This window comes from Candidatus Acididesulfobacter guangdongensis (assembly GCA_004195045.1).
GTDB lineage: Bacteria > SZUA-79 > SZUA-79 > Acidulodesulfobacterales > Acidulodesulfobacteraceae > Acididesulfobacter > Acididesulfobacter guangdongensis.
Window position 1 is genome coordinate 109,792 of the sequence record SGBC01000004.1, and the last position, 21,035, is coordinate 130,826.

The window sequence follows — 21,035 nt, forward strand, 5'->3', positions numbered from 1 at the left end:
GAATTAAAATTTATTAATTTAAATTCATAAAGATACATATTAAATAAATTTAAAAGATACATATTAAATTAAATAAAAATGGATAAAGGCAAAAAAAATATAGATTCATTAATTATTGAACAGCTCGAAGCGTTTAAACGCGGTTCTGTCGAACTTATTAAAGAAGAAGAGCTTTATGAAAAAATAAAATTATCTATATTAAACAATATTCCCCTTAAAATAAAAGCAGGTTTTGACCCTACTTCTCCGGATATTCACCTTGGACACACTGTTTTATTAAATAAATTAAAGACATTTCAGGATTACGGACATGAAGTTTTTTTTATTATCGGTGATTTTACTGCGATGATAGGCGATCCTACAGGAAAATCGGAAACAAGAAAACCGCTTTCTAAAGAAACAGTTATCGAAAATTCTAAAACATATAAAGAACAGGCGTTTAAAATATTAAATAAAAATAAGACCAAAATATTATTTAACAGCTGGTGGCTGTCAAATATAAAATTAGAAGAATTTATTAAAATTTCGTCAAATTATACCGTCGCAAGAATGCTTGAAAAAGACGATTTCGAGAAAAGATTTGCGGAAAATAGACCTATAGCAGTACATGAATTTATATATCCGCTGCTGCAGGCGTATGATTCAGTATTTATAAACGCAGATTTGGAATTAGGCGGTAATGACCAGAAGTTTAATCTCGTTGTCGGAAGAGAGCTGATGAAAAGTTTTAAACTTTCCCCCCAGGTAATATTAACTATGCCTTTATTAGAGGGACTTGACGGAATTAATAAAATGAGCAAATCATTAGGCAATACTATAGGAATATTTGATGAGCCCAATGATATGTTTGGCAAAATCATGTCTATATCAGATGAAATGATGATGAAATATTATGAATTATTAAGCGCTATGTCGTTGAACGAAATAGAGAAATTAAAAAAGGATATGAAAAACGGTTTTAACCCATTATTCGCAAAAAAGAATTTAGCTTCGGAAATGGTTGAACGGTTTTACGACACAGAAACTGCAAAAAAGGCTTCAATGTATTTCGAAGAAGCTCATCAAAAAAGGGTAAATCCCGAAGATATAGAAACAATAACTGTCGATATTAAACAATGCGTCGTTAGAACAGGAACGGATGTTAATTTTGAAGAAAAAGTGTTAAGCGGAAATAAAAATCTGCATATAAATTTAATATCCCTGTTGACGCATATACATGCTGCACCATCTAACGGTGAGGCTAAAAGATTGATAAAACAGGGAGCTGTTAAGATAAGGATAGATAATTTAAATAAACAGAACTATGAAATTAAGAAAGATACAGAAATTATTTCTCAGAATTCGTTTAACAATAAAGCACAAGATAATATATATATAAATACAGACCGCACAAAAAAAAATAACGAAAAAGATGAATCAGGAAATCAGAGAACGCCTGAAGGAAATGAAATTGAAATCAGAGCAAATTCAGACGTTTTGAAACTGCCTGATTTTATTAACGAATTTGTAATTAAAGTAGGGAAGAAAAAAATATTCAAAATAACGATAAATTGTTAAAAAAAACTTAAAAAAACCCTTGACATAATCTTTTCCTTATACTATACTTATAAAACACTTCGAAACATGGCAGTTCAAAAAACGGTTCAAACCGCAATTGAAAGTAAGTTAAAAGCACCAAACAGCCATTCGTAAGATCGGTCTTTGAAAACTAAACAGCATACAAAAATGCAATAAAATTAAAAAATGTCAAATGTAAGATGCGCTTAATGTCTTTGAATAATATTCAAATCATTAAGTACTCTTGTCAATAAACGTTTTGTTTTTGAGAGTTTGATTCTGGCTCAGAACAAACGCTGGCGGCGTGCCTAACACATGCAAGTCGTACGTGAAAGTCCCGCAAGGGACGAGTAAAGTGGCGACCGGGTGAGTAATACATAGGTAACCTACTTATAAGTTGGGAATAACAGTTCGAAAGGACTGCTAATACCGAATAATATATCACGGCATAAGCCGTGATATCAAAGATGGCCTCTTTACAATGCTATCGCTTATAAATGGGCTTATGAACCATTAGCTAGTTGGTAGGGTAATGGCCTACCAAGGCAATGATGGTTAGCTGGTCTGAGAGGATGATCAGCCACACTGGAACTGAAACACGGTCCAGACTCCTACGGGAGGCAGCAGTGGGGAATATTGCGCAATGGGGGAAACCCTGACGCAGCAACGCCGCGTGAGCGATGAAGGCCTTCGGGTTGTAAAGCTCTGTCAGATGGGAAGAAACCCCGTTACTCTAATACAGTAGCGGACTGACGGTACCATCAAAGGAAGCACCGGCTAACTCCGTGCCAGCAGCCGCGGTAATACGGAGGGTGCAAGCGTTGTTCGGAATTACTGGGCGTAAAGGGCGCGTAGGCGGTATAATAAGTTAGGTGTGAAATCTTCGGGCTTAACCCGGAAAGTGCACTTAAAACTGTTATACTAGAGTTCGGGAGGGGAAAGCGGAATTCCTAGTGTAGAGGTGAAATTTGTAGATATTAGGAAGAACACCGGTGGCGAAGGCGGCTTTCTGGAACGATACTGACGCTGAGGCGCGAAAGCGTGGGGAGCAAACAGGATTAGATACCCTGGTAGTCCACGCTGTAAACGATGAACACTAAGTATAGGAAGATTATTCTTTCTGTGCTCAAGCTAACGCGTTAAGTGTTCCGCCTGGGGAGTACGGTCGCAAGATTAAAACTCAAAGAAATTGACGGGGGCCCGCACAAGCGGTGGAGCATGTGGTTTAATTCGACGCAACGCGAAGAACCTTACCTGGGTTTGACATCCTCTGACAATTATAGAAATATAACTTTTTCAGCAATGAAACAGAGAGACAGGTGCTGCATGGCTGTCGTCAGCTCGTGTCGTGAGATGTTGGGTTAAGTCCCGCAACGAGCGCAACCCTTATCTTTAGTTGCCATCATTCAGTTGGGCACTCTAGAGAAACTGCCGGTGATAAATCGGATGAAGGTGGGGATGACGTCAAGTCCTCATGGCCTTTATATCCAGGGCTACACACGTGCTACAATGGTTTGGACAAAGAGACGCAAGTTTGCGAAAACAAGCAAATCTCATAAACCAAATCTCAGTTCGGATTGAAGTCTGCAACTCGACTTCATGAAGTCGGAATCGCTAGTAATCGCAGATCAGCATGCTGCGGTGAATACGTTCCCGGGCCTTGTACACACCGCCCGTCACACCACGAAAGTCTGCAATGCTAGAAATCGTGAAGCTAACTCGCAAGAGAGGCTAACGCTTAAGGTGTTGCCGGTAATTGGGGTGAAGTCGTAACAAGGTAGCTGTAGGGGAACCTGCGGCTGGATCACCTCCTTTTAAGGGAGTATAAAAAAATCTACGTGTCTGCTGTTTAGTTTTGAAATACTGGTCGGTAGGCTTATGGGCCTATAGCTCAGGTGGTTAGAGCACACGCCTGATAAGCGTGAGGTCTCTGGTTCGAGTCCAGATAGGCCCACCAATAGCTTAAGGCGTGTAAAGAATCGGGGGTGTAGCTCAGATGGCAGAGCGCCTGCTTTGCATGCAGGAAGTCATCGGTTCGATTCCGTTCACCTCCACCAGTTTAAAAGTGTTATTGTTCTTTGAAAATTGAACGTCTAATTAAGCAATTAAGAATTAGGATCAAGGCGAATTTTAAAGTTGTGTAACATAAGATTAAGTTACTAAGGGCTTATGGTGGATGCCTTGGTATCCGGAAGCGATGAAAGACGCGGTTAGCTGCGATAAGCGTTGGGGAGCTGCCAAACAAGTTATGAGCCAACGATTTCTGAATGGGGAAACCCGTCATGATGAACTTATGACATCTATTACTGAATACATAGGTAATAGAAGCGAACGAGGGGAACTGAAACATCTAAGTACCCTCAGGAATAGAAAACAATAGTGATTTCCTGAGTAGTGGCGAGCGAAAGGGAAACAGCCTAAACCAGATATAATTATAGTCTGCATGCGTTTTATATCTGGGGTAGTGGGATGCTTGTAGGAATCGTGCAGAGATTCCGAAAGAGTTACAAAATTAATTTATAGCTGAATATTCTGGAAAGTATAATCACAGAGGGTGACAATCCCGTAAGCGAAATGAATTAATCTCTTTTAAGTATTCCCGAGTACCGCGGAACACGTGAAATTTTGCGGGAATTATGGAGGATCATCTCCGAAGGCTAAATATTACCGGATGACCGATAGTGAACTAGTACCGTGAGGGAAAGGTGAAAAGCACCCCGAGAGGGGAGTGAAATAGTATCTGAAACCATTTGCCTACAATCAGTAGAAGCTCTATGTACATCAGCAATGATGGACAGAGTGACTGCGTGCCTTTTGCATAATGAGTCAGCGAGTTATTTTGTATAGCAAGGTTAAGCCGTTAATGGTGGAGCCGTAGCGAAAGCGAGTCTTAATAGGGCGATTTAGTTATACGAAATAGACCCGAAGCCAGGTGATCTACCCATGGCCAGGGTGAAGCAAGAGTAAAATCTTGTGGAGGCCCGAACACACTAACGTTGAAAAGTTAGGTGATGAGCTGTGGATAGGGGTGAAAGGCCAATCAAACCTGGAGATAGCTGGTTCTCCTCGAAATATATTTAGGTATAGCCTCGTAAATTAGTAACCGGGGGTAGAGCACTGGATGAGCTAGGGGTCTTACCGGACTACCAAACTCAATCAAACTCCGAATACCGGTTATGCAATTACGGGAGTCAGACTGTAGGAGATAACTTCTATGGTCAAAAGGGTAACAACCCAGATCGCCAGCTAAGGTCCCAAAATATGTGCTAAGTGGAAAAGGATGTGGAAACGCATTGACAACCAGGAGGTTGGCTTAGAAGCAGCCATCCTTAAAAGAAAGCGTAATAGCTCACTGGTCAAGTGAGTCCGCGCCTAAAATGTATCGGGGCTAAGCACATTACCGAAGCTGCGACTGTGTATTAATTTACACGGGGTAGAGGAGCGTTCCGACAACCGCTGAAGGTAGACCGAAAGGACTGCTGGAGGAATCGGAAGTGCGTATGCTGACATAAGTAGCGAGAAAATATGTGAAAAACATATTCGCCGTAAGTCTAAGGTTTCCTGAGCAAGGTTAATCCTCTCAGGGTTAGTCGATCCCTAAGTCGAGGCCGAAAGGCGTAGATAATGGAAAACGGGTTAATATTCCCGTACTGCAACTTTAACGCTATCAGCGAAGGGGGGACGCAGTAGGATAGATCGTCCGGCTGACGGAATAGCCGGTTTAAGCAGGTAGGATTGTACTTTGGAAAATCCGGGTACTTTAAGTCCGAGATGCGAATACGAAAGGCGAAAGTCTTACAAAGCGATTGATTCCACACTGCCAAGAAAATCCTCGTAGCGAGTTAAAGATGTAATCGTACCGCAAACCGACACAGGTAGACTGGGAGAGTATCCTAAGGCGCTTGAGATAACTCTGGTTAAGGAACTCGGCAAATTGACACCGTAACTTCGGGATAAGGTGTACCTGTTAATGTGAATGATTTACTCAGTAAGCATATACAGGTTTCAATAAAATGGCGGTAGCGACTGTTTACTAAAAACACAGGTCTCTGCAAAGTCGCAAGACGAAGTATAGGGACTGATGCCTGCCCGGTGCTGGAAGGTTAAAGGGAGGGGTTAGCACGCGAGTGCGAAGCTTCGAACTGAAGCCCCAGTAAACGGCGGCCGTAACTATAACGGTCCTAAGGTAGCGAAATTCCTTGTCGGGTAAGTTCCGACCTGCACGAATGGCATAACGACTTCCGCACTGTCTCAACCAGAGGCTCAGCGAAATTGAATTACCGGTGAAGATGCCGGTTACCCGCAACTAGACGGAAAGACCCCATGCACCTTTACTATAGCTTGACATTGGAGTATGGAATGATATGTGTAGGATAGGTGGGAGACTATGAAACCGGAGCGCTAGCTTCGGCGGAGTCACCCTTGAAATACCACCCTTATCATTCTGTGTTTCTAACTGCAATCCGTAATCCGGATTCAGGACAATGTCTGGTGGGTAGTTTGACTGGGGCGGTCGCCTCCCAAAGAGTAACGGAGGCGCGCGAAGGTTCCCTCAAGCTGATTGGAAACCAGCTTTAGAGTGCAAAGGCATAAGGGAGCTTAACTGCGAGACTGACGGGTCGAGCAGATACGAAAGTAGGTCTTAGTGATCCGGTGGTTCCTCATGAGAGGGCCATCGCTCAACGGATAAAAGGTACGCTGGGGATAACAGGCTGATCTCCTCCAAGAGCTCATATCGACGAGGAGGTTTGGCACCTCGATGTCGGCTCATCACATCCTGGGGCTGTAGCAGGTCCCAAGGGTTTGGCTGTTCGCCAATTAAAGTGGTACGCGAGCTGGGTTTAGAACGTCGTGAGACAGTTCGGTCCCTATCTGTTGTGGGCGTAGGATATTTGAAGGGAGCTGTCCTTAGTACGAGAGGACCGGGATGGACGAACCTCTAGTGTTCCAGTTATCACGCCAGTGGTAATGGCTGGGTAGCTATGTTCGGAAGGGATAACCGCTGAAAGCATCTAAGTGGGAAGCCCCCCCTGAGATAAGATATCCCCTGTAGCAATACAGCTAAAGATCCCTCATAGACCATGAGGTTGATAGGTCGGATGTGTAAGCATAGTGATATGTTTAGCTTACCGATACTAATAGATCGTGCGGCTTAATCTTTTTTTTAATATTTAAAATGCATTTTTCCTTTTTCTTAAATTGCTTAATTAACGTTTAATGGTTAATATTTTACGGAACAATATAAAGTTTTCGGTAACTATAGCATAGAGGGTCCACCCGTTCCCATCCCGAACACGGAAGTTAAGCTCTATTGCGCCGATGGTATTATGCGGGTAGCTGCATGAGAGAGTAGGTCGTTACCGAATTTTTTTTTATTATATATTTAATTGATATTTAAATATTAATTTTAAAAAGTTGTTAAAGCCTCTTTTAAATGCATGCTGAGTTAATGCACTTAAAAGAGGCTTTTTTTTAATTTAAATGATTTGACAAAATTATAATTATATGCCAATATTTAAATTAATTATTGTATTATATTTATGAAAATAAATAAGATATAATAGATAAAATAATAATAAATAAAATAAAATGATGGAATGGCGAACGTAAATACGCCGGTAATAAAAAATAAAAAATATATAAATAGTAAAGTTATTTAATTGTAAAGCATTGGTAAAATCTTATCTTATATCTAATTGTTAATTATTGCAGGGGAAAGTATAAAATGAATATGAATAATATATTATTAAGTAAAAATAACGTATCCAAAAGATTAATTTTTAATTTTATTTTAATTTCAGTTTTCTTTTTTTTGGTTGTTTTTGTGTTATTTTTAAAAAAATCATATTCGGCTGAAAGGGTTGCAGTAATGCCGTATAAAATCGTATCTACACATTATCAGCAGTATTCCTATATTACAAAAAGTATTCCTATATTGTTAGGTTCGGATATAAGCTCTAAAAATATATTTGTTGTAAGGCATACTGATATTAAAAATTTTATAAAAGCCAATAGGATAACCTCATTTTCAAATGTAAATTTATCAAAAATCGCAAAAAAATTTAATTTGCAATATATAATTTACGGGAGAATACTTAAAATCGGAAATGTTTTTGATATAACGACAAATCTTTTTAACACTTCCGATGATACAGTAATATATAGAAAACCTATAACTGCTCTAGGAACTAATTTTATTATAAATGATATAAACGGAATTTCAAAATCAATCAAAAATAAAATAGTTTCATATAAAAAAATTAATAATTCAGCCGTTAGCACATCTCCTCAAATTGCTGAAAAGCGTATTAATAAAACAAGCGCGTTCATCAAAAGGTATAGTACTAATATAAAGGGCATTATAAAAACAGCCTCTAAAGCTTATGTAATACAGGCGTTTGCCGCAGGCAGAATATTAGGCAAAGGTATACAGGCGGTAATAGCGACGCGGCATAGAATTATACTATATAATCTTCGATTAAACGGTTCTCTCGACAAAGTTGCATATTACAATCTTTCAGGGCGTTCTAATGTAATTTATCTGAATTTTTTTAAAATATCGAATAATAGAAATGCAATTGTTGTAACTAAAACTAAATTAGGTATGGTTATATCTTATTTATTAGTCTATAACGGCAAAGGAAAATTGTTAACTAAACTTACTTCTGATTACTCTATTTTCTTAAGAGTGATGCAGTTAAATAATGGTAAAAAAATATTAATTGGACAAAATCCTGTTCAAGTTGTTTCGTCTGGAAGGTTTTTTGATGTTTCTGTTATCGGGCAGAACAATTATCCGATAGGACAGTTTGGCGGAAGTACTTACATATATAATTTTAATAATTCAAACAATTCATTGTCGAAATTTAAGAAATTACCTTTTTACTCTGGAATAACTATTTACGGCAGTACTTATGGAAATATAAAAAACAACGGTAAGAACTATTTGCTGGCGTTGTCCAACTCAGGCAATTTAATGTTAATCAATAAAAAAGGACATACAATTTATACCGGCTCTAATGTTTACGGCGGTTCGCCGCTCCAGGTCAGAGTACCTTCTTTTGGCGGTTCACGCAGTGCAACTTATACCGGCGGTCTAATTTATAATGTGCCGCCTACATTGGTAAAATATTATAGTAATGGCAAATTTCATGTTATTGTTTTGAAAAATTTTGGACAGATGGGATTTGTTTCGCATTTAAATTATTACACTAAAAGCGCAGTCTATAATTTGATATGGAACAAAATAGGTTTTTCTCCTATATGGGAAATTAAACCTGTATCAGGTTACAGCGCCGGTTTTTCTATTATTAAAAACAATAATAAAGTATACGTTGCAGATGCCATTGTAGCGAATCCGGGGTCTATATTTACTAAGGCGCAGAGCTATATTGTTCTTTATAAAATTTCTAATTGAATTTCAACATAATATTTAGTACAATATTCAGACTATCCAATTTAAAGGCGGTGTAGCTCAGTCGGTTAGAGCATACGGCTCATATCCGTAGTGTCCGGGGTTCAAATCCCTGCACCGCCACCATTCTCAAATAAGTTTTATTGGCATGGGTTGCTATAAGCCTGAAAGCTTTTACCGCTCACTTCTGCCTGCTTTTGCAAAGATTATATTAAACATATCGGCATTAATTTTACGCAACAGATTTTACATTGTAAATACTTACAATTAAAGTTAAAATTAAAATATGAAAATTATTTTCGATGAAAATAAAAACAAAAAATTACTCAAAGAAAGGGGTGTCAATTTTGAAACGGTTATTGATAAGATGGCAGAGGGTGAAATCAAATTAGATTTCAAGCATCCTAACAGCGATAAATATCCAAATCAAAGAATAATGGTTATAGTAATAAACGACTATACATATTGCGTACCATATGTGCAGACTCAAAATGAAATTTTTCTAAAAACCGTTTATCCTGACAGAAGATTTAAAAAAATAATAGGAGGCAAAAAAAATGAGAAAAACAATAAGTAATAATTATATAGACGAGGAAGAAAAAGAAATTATAGAATCCTTAAAAGATTTAGATTTAAAATCTATAAAAAATGACACTAAAAATATAAACAAGCTTAAAAATGCTGGAGAAAATTATATAAAAAAACAAGATAAGACTATAACTCTCAGGATATCTTCTGACGATTTAGAGAAAATAAAAATTATAGCTTCAAAAAACGGACTAAGATATCAAACTTTTATCAAAAGTATTATACACAAGTTTTTAGTATAGAATTAAACGGGGAAGGCGAATTAAAGAATTAAAGGTGACGGATTTATTTATTTAACGGTTTGTTTGTTGTTTGTCAAGAGATTTGACCTCCTTTTTTCACCAATTTTGACCTACCTATAAAATGATTAAATTACTATTCTGTTTTAAACTAATTAAATTATTTTAAATAAAAAATCTCTTATTCCCCAACACTTTTTTAAGTTAAAATAATTAGATTTAAATGTGCAGTTCATCCGCAGCACTTTTTTTTATTTGAATCCTATTCAGTTCATTAAGTAATTTGGCTCACATGTGCAAATAAATTCACCTTATTTTTTTCATTCTCAGGCATAAACACCGAACCAAAATTGCAAATATCATAACGCAGGTTTATTTTTTAATTCAGATTGTATATTAATCAGAAATATTCTGGTCATTTTTATATAGTTGTTTTATTTGTAAGTGAATTATTGAGCTTGTAAATATCTTTAAATTTCTGATTGAAGATATAATGATATGAAATAATTTTTAGAATTTTAATTTTTTGCTTGATTTTAAAATGATGTTTTATTATAATTAAAAAAGATTTAAAAATTATGTAACTGATTCGTATTATAATTTTTTTATTACAAGTCTGAAGCAGTAAATCCAGTTTTATGATTTATGATTAAAAACTTAACAGCAGTATTATAATATCTCAATTAAACTGTAATTTTTAGCATAATAATAAATTGGAGGATTTTTTATGGATGATATTTTTGAAGGCGTCTTTAAATTTAAAAATGAGGACTATGAAAAGTATAAAAATCTTTTTGCAGAATTAGAGAATGGACAAAATCCTCATACATTATTCATCGGATGCTCTGACTCAAGGGTTGTGCCAAGCCTTATTACCAAAACGCTTCCAGGCGAGCTTTTTATGGTTAGAAATATTGCCAATATGGTGCCTCCGTACAGAGAAACAGAAGAATATGTATCTACCACGTCAGCGATAGAGTTTGCTATTGAAGTCCTTAATGTTAAAAATATCGTAGTGTGCGGACATTCCAACTGCGGCGGCTGCGCTTCATTGTATAAATCTGAAGAAGAGCTTAAAAATGTTCCTCATGTCAGAAAGTGGCTGGAATTGGCAAATCCTGTAAAAGAATATGTTTTAAATAATATAAATACAGAAGAAGGGAAAAATATTCAAAAATCGCTAATGACCGAACAGTTTAATATCGTACATCAGGTGAATAATCTATTTACTTACCCGTTTATAAAAGAAAAGTATATAAATAAAGAAATAAACATATACGGCTGGTATTATATGATTGCTACAGGTGAAGTGTATAATTACGATAAAAAAAACGGTTCTTTTACTGTTATTGCAAAATAAAAGTATATAAAAATATATCTATATAATATAATATAATCGGTGTATTTAATTAATAAATAATAACCAGATTTTACAAATTACTGCGATATATATAATAAATATTGCGCAAATTAATTTATTATAAATATAGTTGCTATTCTAAGCTATTTTACATAGTTAAGTTTGACATTTATAAATATAGTAATATACTGAAATAAATTATTATTCTATGCTATCTCGTTATTTAGGACTATAATATATGCAAATTAATTTATTATCAATATAGTATTAGCATAAAATATGCAATGAATAAAACATGTTAACGAAAATTAAATAATGCCGATTTAAAACTAACTTTTTTTAAAGTAAAATTTTAGATATCTAAACTAAAATTGATTTAATTTTAAAGGAGGCTGCCATGCTGTACAACAAACCAAAATTCAAAGAACAATATGAAAATTATATCGGTGGCAAATGGGTACAGCCGATAGACGGAGAATATTTTGACGACATTTCACCTGTTGACGGCAGTATAATTGCCAGAGTTCCCAGGTCAAACAGTAAAGACATTGATATTGCCGTTTCCGCCGCATGGAAAGCTTCAGCATTGTGGGAAAAAACATCTACTGCAGAAAGAAGCAGTCTGCTTTTTAAGATTGCCGATGTAATAGAAAAAAATTTAGAAGAACTTGCAATTATAGAAGCGTGGGACAACGGCAAGGCTATAAGAGAAACGCTGGTAGCCGATATTCCGCTGGCGGTTGACCATTTCAGATATTTTGGGAGTGTTATTCGTGCAGAGTCTGGAACCGTTGCCGACCTTGATGCTAATACCGTTTCAATGGAAATATATGAGCCTTTGGGAGTTGTCGGACAGATTATTCCGTGGAATTTTCCTATCCTTATGGCAGTGTGGAAGCTGGCGCCAGCCTTAGCGGCAGGTAATTGTGCCGTATTGAAACCTGCTGAACAAACCCCCGTTTCCATTCTTTGCCTTATGGAAATGATAGCCGGTATTTTACCTGATGGAGTTGTTAATATTGTAAACGGATTCGGACCCGAAGCTGGAAAGCCGCTTGCAAAACATCCGGATATTAAAAAGATTGCATTTACGGGCGAGACTACTACCGGTCGTCTAATCATGCAGTATGCATCCGAAAATATTATTCCTGTAACATTAGAGCTTGGCGGCAAATCACCCAATGTCTTTTTTGACAGCGTAATGGCAAAAGATGATAATTTCCTCAGTAAAGCTATTGAAGGGTTGGTATTGTTTGCTTTTAATCAAGGCGAAGTATGTACGTGTCCGTCTCGTGCCTTAATTCAAGAAAACATCTATGATGAATTTATGAAACGGGCTTTAAAGCGCGTTGATGCTATAAAAATAGGAGATCCGCTTGATTCTGCCACTATGATGGGAGCGCAGGCATCAATCGACCAGTACGAAAAAATAAAAAATTACATTGATATTGGAAAACAGGAGGGTGCTGAGGTTTTAACAGGCGGAGATGTTTACGCGAATAAGCTATACCCTGATGGATACTATATTAAGCCTACAGTATTTAAAGGCAATAATAAAATGCGTATTTTTCAAGAAGAAATATTCGGTCCTGTTTTAAGCGTCACTACCTTTAAAGATGAAGCTGAGGCAATGGAAATAGCTAACGATACTCTATATGGGCTTGGCGCAGGTGTGTGGTCGCGCGACGTTCATCAGGTAAACACAGTTGCCAGAGGCATTAAGGCAGGGCGCGTATGGGTGAATTGCTATCACTTATATCCAGCGCACGCTTCATTCGGCGGGTATAAAAAATCGGGTATCGGACGTGAAACGCATATGATGATGCTTAATCAATATCGCCATACTAAAAATATATTAACATCTTACAGTAAAGATCCTTTAGGTTTTTTTTAAATAGAATATTATGCATATAGAACGTATATCTATAACTGAAGAAGCCAAAGCAATAGTAGATAAGTTAAGAGAAAAACATGGAGAATTAATGTTTCACCAAAGCGGCGGATGCTGTGACGGTTCTGCTCCAATGTGCTTTTCAGTAGATGATTTTATTGTTGGGAGCAGAGATTTAATGCTTGGTGAAGTCTATGGTTGCAAGTTTTACATGGCAGCAGATCAATTTGAGTATTACAAGAACTTACATTTAACCATTGATGTAGTTAAAGGCAGAGGGTCGAGTTTTTCATTAGAAATCCCTCTTGGAATACGCTTTATAATAAGATCGAGATTATTCACCGATGAAGAATTTGAAAATATAATGGTTCCGGAAATATTAGATTAAAATTTAAAATTTATTTAATATCTAAATAGAATAACAATACTTATACTAATTTAATTATTTTTTTTATATTTTTGTTTATTAATTCAAACATGAAAATAAAAGTAGATTTGTCTCATTCGTTGAAAGATGCGAGTTATGATATATTAATAGATTCAAATATTTCCATAGGAGAAATTTTAAAATCTGCCGGAATTAGAAAAAGGGTGAGCATTGTAACGTGTAAGACTGTAAATGATTTATACGGTAATTCTATCGGCAATGCATTAAAAAGTGCAGAAATTGAACCGTTTTTTATATTACTTCCGGATGGCGAAAGTGCAAAAAGTATAAAATATCTATCGTATGTTTATGATGAGCTGATTAAAAACAGGTTTGAAAGGTCGGATTATATAATTGCTTTCGGCGGAGGCGTAATAGGGGACATTGCGGGGTATGCGTCAGCTTCATATTTGAGGGGGGTTAATTTTATACAAATTCCTACGACGCTTCTATCGGATGTAGATTCTTCCGTAGGCGGAAAAACCGGCATCGACCATCCTGCAGGAAAAAATCTTATAGGGGCTTTTTATCAACCTAAAATTGTAATTATTGACGTAGATTTTCTTAATTCTCTGGATAATAGGGAACTTATAAACGGTTTTGCGGAAGTTATTAAATATGGGGCTGTTCTTGATAGAGATTTATTCTTGTATCTGGAGAATAATCTTGATAAAATAATGTCAAAAGACAAACAATCTTTGATGCATATAATTGAAAGTTCTTGTCTTATAAAGGCGGATATAGTCAATAAAGATGAAAGAGAAGGCGGAGTCAGGTCTGTGTTAAATTTTGGACACAGTCTGGGGCATGCAATTGAGACGCTTTATAATTATAAAACAATAAAACACGGAGAAGCTATTTCCATAGGGATGGTATTCGCATCTAAGTTATCAAAGGAACTTAATCTTTGCAGTTCAGAAACGGTAAACAGATTAGAAAGACTTATTGAAAATTCAGGGCTTCCTACGGAAATTCCGAAATTTAGTCCGGAAGAATATATTAATGCCATGAAGCTTGATAAAAAAGTTGAAGACGAATCAATAAAATTTGTTCTGATTAACAATATAGGAAATTTTAAGTTTGAAAAACTTGATTTTGCATTTATCCGCAAATTTTTAGAAAATATAATATAATTAAATTTTTTTTATTTATTTTTTCGTTTTAATATATTATTAATAATAGATAGCGGTGATATAATATAATATATGTTGCAATATAATACATTGAATGCAGCACCGTTTTAATAAACGCTGAATAATTTTCAATAAATAATATGTTCACTATAATAGTGAATTAATTATCTGACTAATTTAAAAAATAACAAACAACAAATAAAATTATGGAACAAAAAACTAAGACATTTGCAGAGATTTATGAATCACAAGGGCATTATAATCAGGCGCTTGATATTTATATAGATTTGTTAAAGTCAAATCCTCTTGATTCTGAACTGATAGATAAAATTAAAAATACTCAGAATTTAATATTAAGCGAAAGAAATAAAAGGAAAGAGTCTGCCGCTGCTAAAATTAATTTATTTAATAATTTGTTGGCTAAAATTGAGATTTACAAACAAAAAACGGTCTAATATACAGATTATAATAGATTTTTTCAGCATCCTGTTTTATATCTCATAAGTTATAAATTTTGCAAAATAAACGTCTATATATCTGTTTATAAGCGTATCCTCTTTCGCAATCGTGATGCAATAAATTTCAACTAACTAAATGAGGGTTAAAACGGTGCATGAGGAAAAAACAAAAGGTATCTGTAATTTAATAAATTCTCGAAAAGCAGAAGGGATTTTAATAAAACATTCTTCTAACGTCTTTTATATTGCAGGATATTCAGGTGAAGAGTGCTATCTTTTTGTTTCAAAAAACGGGATTGTTAATTTATATGTCGATGGGCGTTATTATGAAAGAGCAGCAATTGAAACTGAAAATAAAAATATAAATGTAAAATGTTTTAAGGAATTATACAAAGATGTAGCTTTAAATTTGCAGACGGAATTTAAGTTAAAATCAGGCGATATTATTCTTTTTGAATCTGCTTATTTTACTTATGAAGAATACTTTGGATTTAATTCTGAATTAAAATGGTTATCGTTTATACCTGCCCGCGATATTCTATTAAAATTGAGATGCTTGAAAACAGCAGAAGAAATTAAAAATATAAAACAGGCTATATATATTGCAGAAAAATCGATGGCGGCGGCAATTAAAAATATTGCTGAAGATTTTAGTTCAGAAAATAAAATTTCAGAATTGGATATTGCTAATCAATACCGGATAAACCTTTTAAATATGGGCAGTTCTGAAAATGTAGCTTTTGAAACTATTGTGCTAAAAGCAGAGCGCTCAGCCATGCCTCACGGAATACCGATGAGCAATAATATTATAAACGACGGGAAAAATAATATATTATTATGCGATTTCGGCGCTAAATATAGTCATTATAATAGCGATGAAACCGTTACACTGTTTTACGGAACACCTGATATCAAATTTACAGATATATACGACATTGTTTATAGCGCCCAGCAATTAGCTATATCGGCTATAAAACCCGGGCTTAGATTTTGCGACTTAGATAAAATAGCCAGAGATTATATTGACAAAAAAGGATATGGAAAATATTTCACGCATTCGCTTGGTCACGGGGTAGGTTTAGATATACATGAATACCCTTTTATATCTTTTAGAAATGAAGACATAATAGAAGAAGGAATGGTTTTTACTGTAGAGCCGGGTGTTTACATAGAAGGATTCGGCGGCGTGAGGATTGAAGATATGTGCTTAGTTACTAAAAACGGTGCTGAAATTTTAACGACAATAACAAAGGATGGGATTAAGAATATTATCTAATAATTAAAAAATTAGATAATTAATTGATGAATTTTTTATAGGTATTATATTTAATTTTTTTAATTTTGTATTGATTTTTAATTTACTTTAATTTAAAGTATATGTAATGTATTTGTAATCGGAAAATAATAGTACGATGTATTACTAATTAATATTAACGGAGGATTTTTGTGTATTCAACAACAGATTTTAAAAAAGGACTTCGCATAGAATTTGAAAAGGAGCCTTTTGAAATTATTGATTTTCAGCATGTAAAACCGGGAAAAGGAGGTGCGTTTGTCAGAACAAAATTAAAAAATTTAATTAACGGAAGGGTTATAGACAGGACATTAAGAGCAGGCGAAAAAGTAGAAACACCTAATATTGAAGAAAAAAATATGCAATATCTGTATGCGGAGGGTGACGAATATATATTTATGGATAACGAAACATATGACCAGATAAAATTCAGCAAAGAAACTGTGGGAGATAATGCAGGTTTTCTTCTTGAAAATATTACGGTAAATGTTTTATATTATAACAATAAGCCAATTAATATTGACGTTCCCAACTTCTTAGATTTAAAAATTGTAAGTACCGAACCGGGCATAAGAGGAGATACCGTTTCCGGTGCTACTAAGCCTGCCGTGTTGGAGACAAAACTCGTAATAAATGTCCCATTATTTATAAATGAAGGCGATGTGATAAAAGTTGACACAAGAAATAAATCGTATATAGAGAGGGTTTCTAAATAAATGCAGCAATAAGACAACAACAAAATAAACGCAGTATAGCAATGTTATAATTATATAAAAAGTATAATTAACGGTTAGATGATACTTTATAAGTATAATATTTTAAAATCAGGTGCATTAATTAATCAAAAATCAACAACTTATTTAATTTATTATTAAATTATTAATCCAATTAATATAAAAATATTATGAATATTAAAGACATAAAAGACCTTGTAAAATTCATAAAGTCAAATAAAGTCGGCGAATTTTATTATAAAAAAGGCGATGAAGAGATAAAGATTAAATTAGATGAAGAACTTGATTTTCAGGATTGCAAAACAATAAAAAATAATAATCGGCAGGAAAGAATTCTGGATAAATTTGCCGAACAGATTTCAGAAGCTGAAGCTTCTGCGCTATCAAACATATCTAAAGGAGAGTCATTAGTTCAAGACATTAAAAAAATTGCCGAATTTAAAGAAGATACCTCCAGATATAAAGAAATTGTATCTCCTTTTGTAGGTGCGTTCTATAGAGCTTCGGCTCCAGACAAACCGCCTTTTGTGGAAATTGACTCAATAGTGGAAAAAAACAGCCCTGTATGCATAATAGAAGCTATGAAGCTTATGAATGAAATAGAAGCTGATATAAAATGCCGTATTGTGTCAATTCTTGCCGAAAACGGGCAGGTTGTCGAATACGGACAGCCGCTGTTTATAGTTGAGCCGGTTTAAATCTGTTTGATTTAGTTCGGTTTGTTTTGCTGTTCTACTAATACCACTAATACCAATATAATATAATACTAAAATTTAATATATAAATATATGTTCAGAAAAATTTTAATTGCCAATAGAGGTGAGATTGCTGTCAGAGTTATAAGGGCATGCAAGGAAATGGGAATTAAAACGGTGGCAGTTTATTCCACCGCAGATAAAAACAGTCTTCATGTTAAGTATGCCGACGAAGCCATATGTATTGGTCCTCCGCAATCTGCCAAGAGTTATTTAAATATATCTTCTATAATATCGGCAGCGGAGGTTACCGACAGTGAAGCAATCCATCCCGGATACGGTTTTCTGTCCGAAAATGCTAATTTTGCGGAAATAAGCGAGAATTGCGGCATAAAATTTATTGGACCGACCGCAGACAATATGAATGCATTAGGAAATAAGCGGAATGCTAGAAAACTTGTTTCAAGTTTAGGTATTCCGGTGCTTCCGGGAAGCGGCGATATAGGAGCTAATAACGACGATGAGGATGAGGAAAATTTAAAAAAAGCTGCGGAAGAAATTGGATACCCTTTAGTTTTAAAAGCATCAATGGGCGGCGGAGGCAAAGGAATAAGAATGGTTTTGTCGCCTGCTCATTTGATTCAGGCTTATCATCAGGCAAGACAGGAAGCTCTTACTTTTTTTGGTGACAAAGATGTTTATCTTGAAAAATATTGCGAAAATCCGAGACATATAGAATTTCAAGTTCTAGCCGATAAGTATGGAAATGCAATATATCTTGGGGAAAGAGACTGTTCAATACAGAGAAGGCATCAAAAAATAATAGAAGAAAGCCCTTCTGTCGCTATTAAAGCATCTATGAGAAAAAAAATGGGCGAAGCTATAACTAAAGTCTTAAAAGAAATAAAATACGTTAATGCGGCAACATTTGAGTTTCTTTTAGCAGGAGATAATGATTTTTATTTTATGGAAGTCAACACAAGAGTCCAGGTTGAACATCCTGTTACTGAATTTGTAACAGGTATTGATATTATCAAAGAGCAGATTAAAATAGCAAATGGAGATAAACTTAAAATAAAACAGGAAGATATTAAAATTAAAGGTCATAGCATTGAAGTCAGGATTAATGCCGAAAATCCCCGTGATTTCAAACCGTCACCGGGGCTTATAACTATGTATAATAAGCCTGGCGGGGTAAATGTCAGGGTTGACGATTTTGCATACTGCGGATATAGAGTTGAGCCATTTTACGATTCACTTCTCGGAAAATTAATTGTTTATGATAATTCAAGAACCGCCGCAATAAATAAATTAAAGAGCGCATTGAGTGAATTCTGGATAGAAGGAATTGAGACAAATATTCCGTTTATCAAACGAATTATCAATGACGGGGATTATATTTCAGGTAAGGTTGATATAGGTTATATTGCGAGACTTTTGGAAGGAAAATAAATTTACTTTAATAATTTTTATATATTATATTATTGGTACTAAAAGGGGGTTTTCATGGATGTTCCAAAAAATTTAAAATATAACTCAGAACATCTCTGGGTTAAAGTTAACGGAGATAAAGCGCTCATAGGTGTTACTGATTTTGCTCAGGATCAGCTTGGAGATATAATTTATGTAGATATTCCGGAAGCAGGATATGAACTGGAGCAGAATGAATCATTCGGCACAATAGAGTCTGCCAAGTCCGTTTCGGAGCTGTATGCTCCCGTAAGCGGGCAGGTTACAAGAATCAATGAATCGCTTAAAGATGAACCGGAACTAATAAATGAAGAGCCGTATGATACCGGATGGATATTGGAAGTTAAACTGAACAACGAAAATGAAGTTGAAGAGCTTTTATCCCCCGAACAATATGAAGAGCTATTAAATTCCGGCAATTGATTAATCAAACGATTAATTAATAAATAAGTTTAGTTAGTTGTAACTTAGTTAATTAATTAGTTTATTAATAAAGTAACTAAGCAAGTTAATTGACTAATTTTTTAATTAATTTATCAAATTTTTAAATTTAATTATTTAAATGAGCTGCAATGATAACTATGGCTATAATCTGATATTTTCCGGCGGAGAGCGCGGGGCAGTCAATATGGCTAAAGACCTGCATATTTTAAATAGATACAGGCATTTGGATGATTTTACGGCTCGTCCTACATTGCGTTTGTATTTTTTTTCACCGTCGGCGTTATCATTAGGTTTTTTTCAAAATAAATTAGACGTTGAATTAATAAAGAGAGCTAAATTGCAAGGATACGACATTGTCAGGAGACCAACCGGCGGCAGAGCAGTACTGCATGTAAATGAGATAACATATAGTGTAGCAGCGTCATACAAAAGCGGAATTTTTGCCGGTAGATTGATGGAAACCTATAGAATTATCAGTGATTTCCTTTATAATTTTTTTTTAAAAATAGGTCTAAATCCGGATAGCTGTTCGCAAAATGTTGTAAATAGCGTTGGTAATGCGGGTAATGCCGAGAATAATAATAAAAATTTTAACTGTTTTTTAAAAGCTCATTCTTACGAAATAACGTTTTCGGGAAAGAAAATATGCGGAAATTCTCAAAGACGAAACGACGCGGCTTTCCTTCAGCATGGATCTATATATATTGATTATAATCCTGAAGAACACTGTGAATTATTTGAAAATAATTACGGCAATAATAACAATGAAGAAGCAAATATTGATAAATACGACGAAGGTAGAAATAAATTAAATATTTGCTTGGAAAACAAAAAAGAATATAATAAAATTAAAGTTAAAGATTATAAGGATTATGCCGAAAAAATTACGGGCATAAAACAGGAATTGCTTAAAAAAGACCCAGGTGATTCAAAAGGAATAAATAAACAAATTGATTATGATTATGATTATAGTACATTGTTAGATAAAAACAAATTATTAAGTGTTTTAAAAACATCTTTTGAAGAGACTTATAATCTTAAATCTATAGATTATAAGTTTAAAGATACGGAAATTTCAGAAATAGACCGATTAGCCGAAACAGTTTTTATTGCATGATTGCAATATAATAAATCGGCATTGTTTATTTACGCCGGCATTTTGTCTATAGTCGACAATATTTATATTAATAACTATTGTATCAGTCTTAATTAAAGCAATAAGTTAGGAAAAGTCGCGAAATCTTTACTTTCTTGAAAGAGAGATGAAAGCAGATGTTGTTTATTAATAGGCAGCTAACAGATTTGCCTTGCTGCATTGCATTGGTCGTTCC

15 protein-coding genes, 3 tRNA genes and 3 rRNA genes are annotated in these 21,035 nt (G+C 34.9%); all 21 read left to right on the forward strand.

Annotated features, from left to right (window positions below; genetic code table 11):
• The first annotated feature begins 78 nt into the window (after positions 1 to 78).
• The 21 genes from EVJ46_09060 (at position 79) to EVJ46_09160 (ending at position 20,821) form a co-directional block, all read left to right on the forward strand.
• The gene (locus EVJ46_09060) at positions 79 to 1,557 is read left to right on the forward strand and encodes a tyrosine--tRNA ligase (GenBank protein RZD15673.1); all 1,479 of its coding nucleotides are present in this window, start codon (positions 79 to 81) and stop codon (positions 1,555 to 1,557) included.
• 262 nt (positions 1,558 to 1,819) lie between these two features.
• Positions 1,820 to 3,372 (forward strand): 16S ribosomal RNA (locus tag EVJ46_09065).
• A gap of 65 nt (positions 3,373 to 3,437) precedes the next feature.
• Positions 3,438 to 3,514: transfer RNA gene (locus tag EVJ46_09070), tRNA-Ile, on the forward strand.
• Positions 3,515 to 3,538: 24 nt separating this feature from the next.
• Positions 3,539 to 3,614, forward strand: a tRNA-Ala gene (locus EVJ46_09075).
• An 88-nt stretch (positions 3,615 to 3,702) separates the two neighbouring features.
• Positions 3,703 to 6,721 (forward strand): 23S ribosomal RNA (locus EVJ46_09080).
• Positions 6,722 to 6,806: 85 nt separating this feature from the next.
• A 5S ribosomal RNA gene (gene rrf / locus EVJ46_09085) occupies positions 6,807 to 6,923 on the forward strand.
• Together the 16S, 23S and 5S rRNA genes with 2 tRNA genes alongside form the textbook arrangement of a ribosomal RNA operon.
• Positions 6,924 to 7,282: 359 nt before the next feature.
• Positions 7,283 to 8,974 carry a hypothetical protein gene (locus EVJ46_09090; GenBank protein ID RZD15674.1) on the forward strand — a complete coding sequence of 564 codons (1,692 nt, stop codon included), beginning with the start codon at positions 7,283 to 7,285 and terminating at the stop codon, positions 8,972 to 8,974.
• A gap of 46 nt (positions 8,975 to 9,020) precedes the next feature.
• Positions 9,021 to 9,097: transfer RNA gene (locus tag EVJ46_09095), tRNA-Met, on the forward strand.
• A gap of 160 nt (positions 9,098 to 9,257) precedes the next feature.
• A complete protein-coding gene (locus tag EVJ46_09100) occupies positions 9,258 to 9,548 on the forward strand; it encodes a DUF4258 domain-containing protein (GenBank protein RZD15675.1) in 291 nt (96 codons plus the stop codon).
• A complete protein-coding gene (locus EVJ46_09105; GenBank protein RZD15676.1) occupies positions 9,529 to 9,801 on the forward strand; it encodes a hypothetical protein in 273 nt (90 codons plus the stop codon). The genes EVJ46_09100 and EVJ46_09105 overlap by 20 nt, the downstream gene beginning before the upstream one ends.
• Positions 9,802 to 10,525: 724 nt before the next feature.
• Positions 10,526 to 11,158 (forward strand): carbonic anhydrase, encoded by a 633-nt coding sequence (locus EVJ46_09110; GenBank protein RZD15677.1) that lies wholly within the window; start codon positions 10,526 to 10,528, stop codon positions 11,156 to 11,158.
• 397 nt (positions 11,159 to 11,555) lie between these two features.
• Positions 11,556 to 13,052 carry an aldehyde dehydrogenase gene (locus EVJ46_09115; GenBank protein RZD15678.1) on the forward strand — a complete coding sequence of 499 codons (1,497 nt, stop codon included), beginning with the start codon at positions 11,556 to 11,558 and terminating at the stop codon, positions 13,050 to 13,052.
• Between the two features lie 10 nt (positions 13,053 to 13,062).
• Entirely contained in the window at positions 13,063 to 13,437 is a 375-nt protein-coding gene (locus EVJ46_09120; GenBank protein RZD15679.1) for a DUF779 domain-containing protein, read from the forward strand.
• A gap of 89 nt (positions 13,438 to 13,526) precedes the next feature.
• Entirely contained in the window at positions 13,527 to 14,609 is a 1,083-nt protein-coding gene (locus EVJ46_09125) for a 3-dehydroquinate synthase (GenBank protein RZD15680.1), read from the forward strand.
• A gap of 206 nt (positions 14,610 to 14,815) precedes the next feature.
• Positions 14,816 to 15,064 carry a hypothetical protein gene (locus EVJ46_09130; protein ID RZD15681.1) on the forward strand — a complete coding sequence of 83 codons (249 nt, stop codon included), beginning with the start codon at positions 14,816 to 14,818 and terminating at the stop codon, positions 15,062 to 15,064.
• Between the two features lie 139 nt (positions 15,065 to 15,203).
• Positions 15,204 to 16,343 carry an aminopeptidase P family protein gene (locus EVJ46_09135; GenBank protein RZD15682.1) on the forward strand — a complete coding sequence of 380 codons (1,140 nt, stop codon included), beginning with the start codon at positions 15,204 to 15,206 and terminating at the stop codon, positions 16,341 to 16,343.
• Between the two features lie 170 nt (positions 16,344 to 16,513).
• On the forward strand, positions 16,514 to 17,077 hold the full coding sequence (efp, locus tag EVJ46_09140) for an elongation factor P (protein ID RZD15683.1): 564 nt from the start codon (positions 16,514 to 16,516) through the stop codon (positions 17,075 to 17,077).
• Positions 17,078 to 17,265: 188 nt separating this feature from the next.
• A complete protein-coding gene (gene accB, locus EVJ46_09145) occupies positions 17,266 to 17,793 on the forward strand; it encodes an acetyl-CoA carboxylase biotin carboxyl carrier protein (protein ID RZD15684.1) in 528 nt (175 codons plus the stop codon).
• 90 nt (positions 17,794 to 17,883) lie between these two features.
• A complete protein-coding gene (gene accC, locus EVJ46_09150) occupies positions 17,884 to 19,242 on the forward strand; it encodes an acetyl-CoA carboxylase biotin carboxylase subunit (GenBank protein ID RZD15685.1) in 1,359 nt (452 codons plus the stop codon).
• 54 nt (positions 19,243 to 19,296) lie between these two features.
• Entirely contained in the window at positions 19,297 to 19,683 is a 387-nt protein-coding gene (gene gcvH / locus EVJ46_09155; protein RZD15686.1) for a glycine cleavage system protein GcvH, read from the forward strand.
• A gap of 139 nt (positions 19,684 to 19,822) precedes the next feature.
• A complete protein-coding gene (locus tag EVJ46_09160) occupies positions 19,823 to 20,821 on the forward strand; it encodes a hypothetical protein (protein ID RZD15687.1) in 999 nt (332 codons plus the stop codon).
• The last annotated feature ends 214 nt before the right edge of the window (positions 20,822 to 21,035 follow it).

Coding starts and splice junctions, on each gene's coding strand:
- EVJ46_09060 (RZD15673.1), top strand. CDS start 79: ATGGATAAAGGCAAAAAAAATATAGATTCATTAATTATTGAACAGCTC.
- EVJ46_09090 (RZD15674.1), top strand. CDS start 7,283: ATGAATATGAATAATATATTATTAAGTAAAAATAACGTATCCAAAAGA.
- EVJ46_09100 (RZD15675.1), top strand. CDS start 9,258: ATGAAAATTATTTTCGATGAAAATAAAAACAAAAAATTACTCAAAGAA.
- EVJ46_09105 (RZD15676.1), top strand. CDS start 9,529: ATGAGAAAAACAATAAGTAATAATTATATAGACGAGGAAGAAAAAGAA.
- EVJ46_09110 (RZD15677.1), top strand. CDS start 10,526: ATGGATGATATTTTTGAAGGCGTCTTTAAATTTAAAAATGAGGACTAT.
- EVJ46_09115 (RZD15678.1), top strand. CDS start 11,556: ATGCTGTACAACAAACCAAAATTCAAAGAACAATATGAAAATTATATC.
- EVJ46_09120 (RZD15679.1), top strand. CDS start 13,063: ATGCATATAGAACGTATATCTATAACTGAAGAAGCCAAAGCAATAGTA.
- EVJ46_09125 (RZD15680.1), top strand. CDS start 13,527: ATGAAAATAAAAGTAGATTTGTCTCATTCGTTGAAAGATGCGAGTTAT.
- EVJ46_09130 (RZD15681.1), top strand. CDS start 14,816: ATGGAACAAAAAACTAAGACATTTGCAGAGATTTATGAATCACAAGGG.
- EVJ46_09135 (RZD15682.1), top strand. CDS start 15,204: ATGAGGGTTAAAACGGTGCATGAGGAAAAAACAAAAGGTATCTGTAAT.
- accB (RZD15684.1), top strand. CDS start 17,266: ATGAATATTAAAGACATAAAAGACCTTGTAAAATTCATAAAGTCAAAT.
- accC (RZD15685.1), top strand. CDS start 17,884: ATGTTCAGAAAAATTTTAATTGCCAATAGAGGTGAGATTGCTGTCAGA.
- gcvH (RZD15686.1), top strand. CDS start 19,297: ATGGATGTTCCAAAAAATTTAAAATATAACTCAGAACATCTCTGGGTT.
- EVJ46_09160 (RZD15687.1), top strand. CDS start 19,823: ATGAGCTGCAATGATAACTATGGCTATAATCTGATATTTTCCGGCGGA.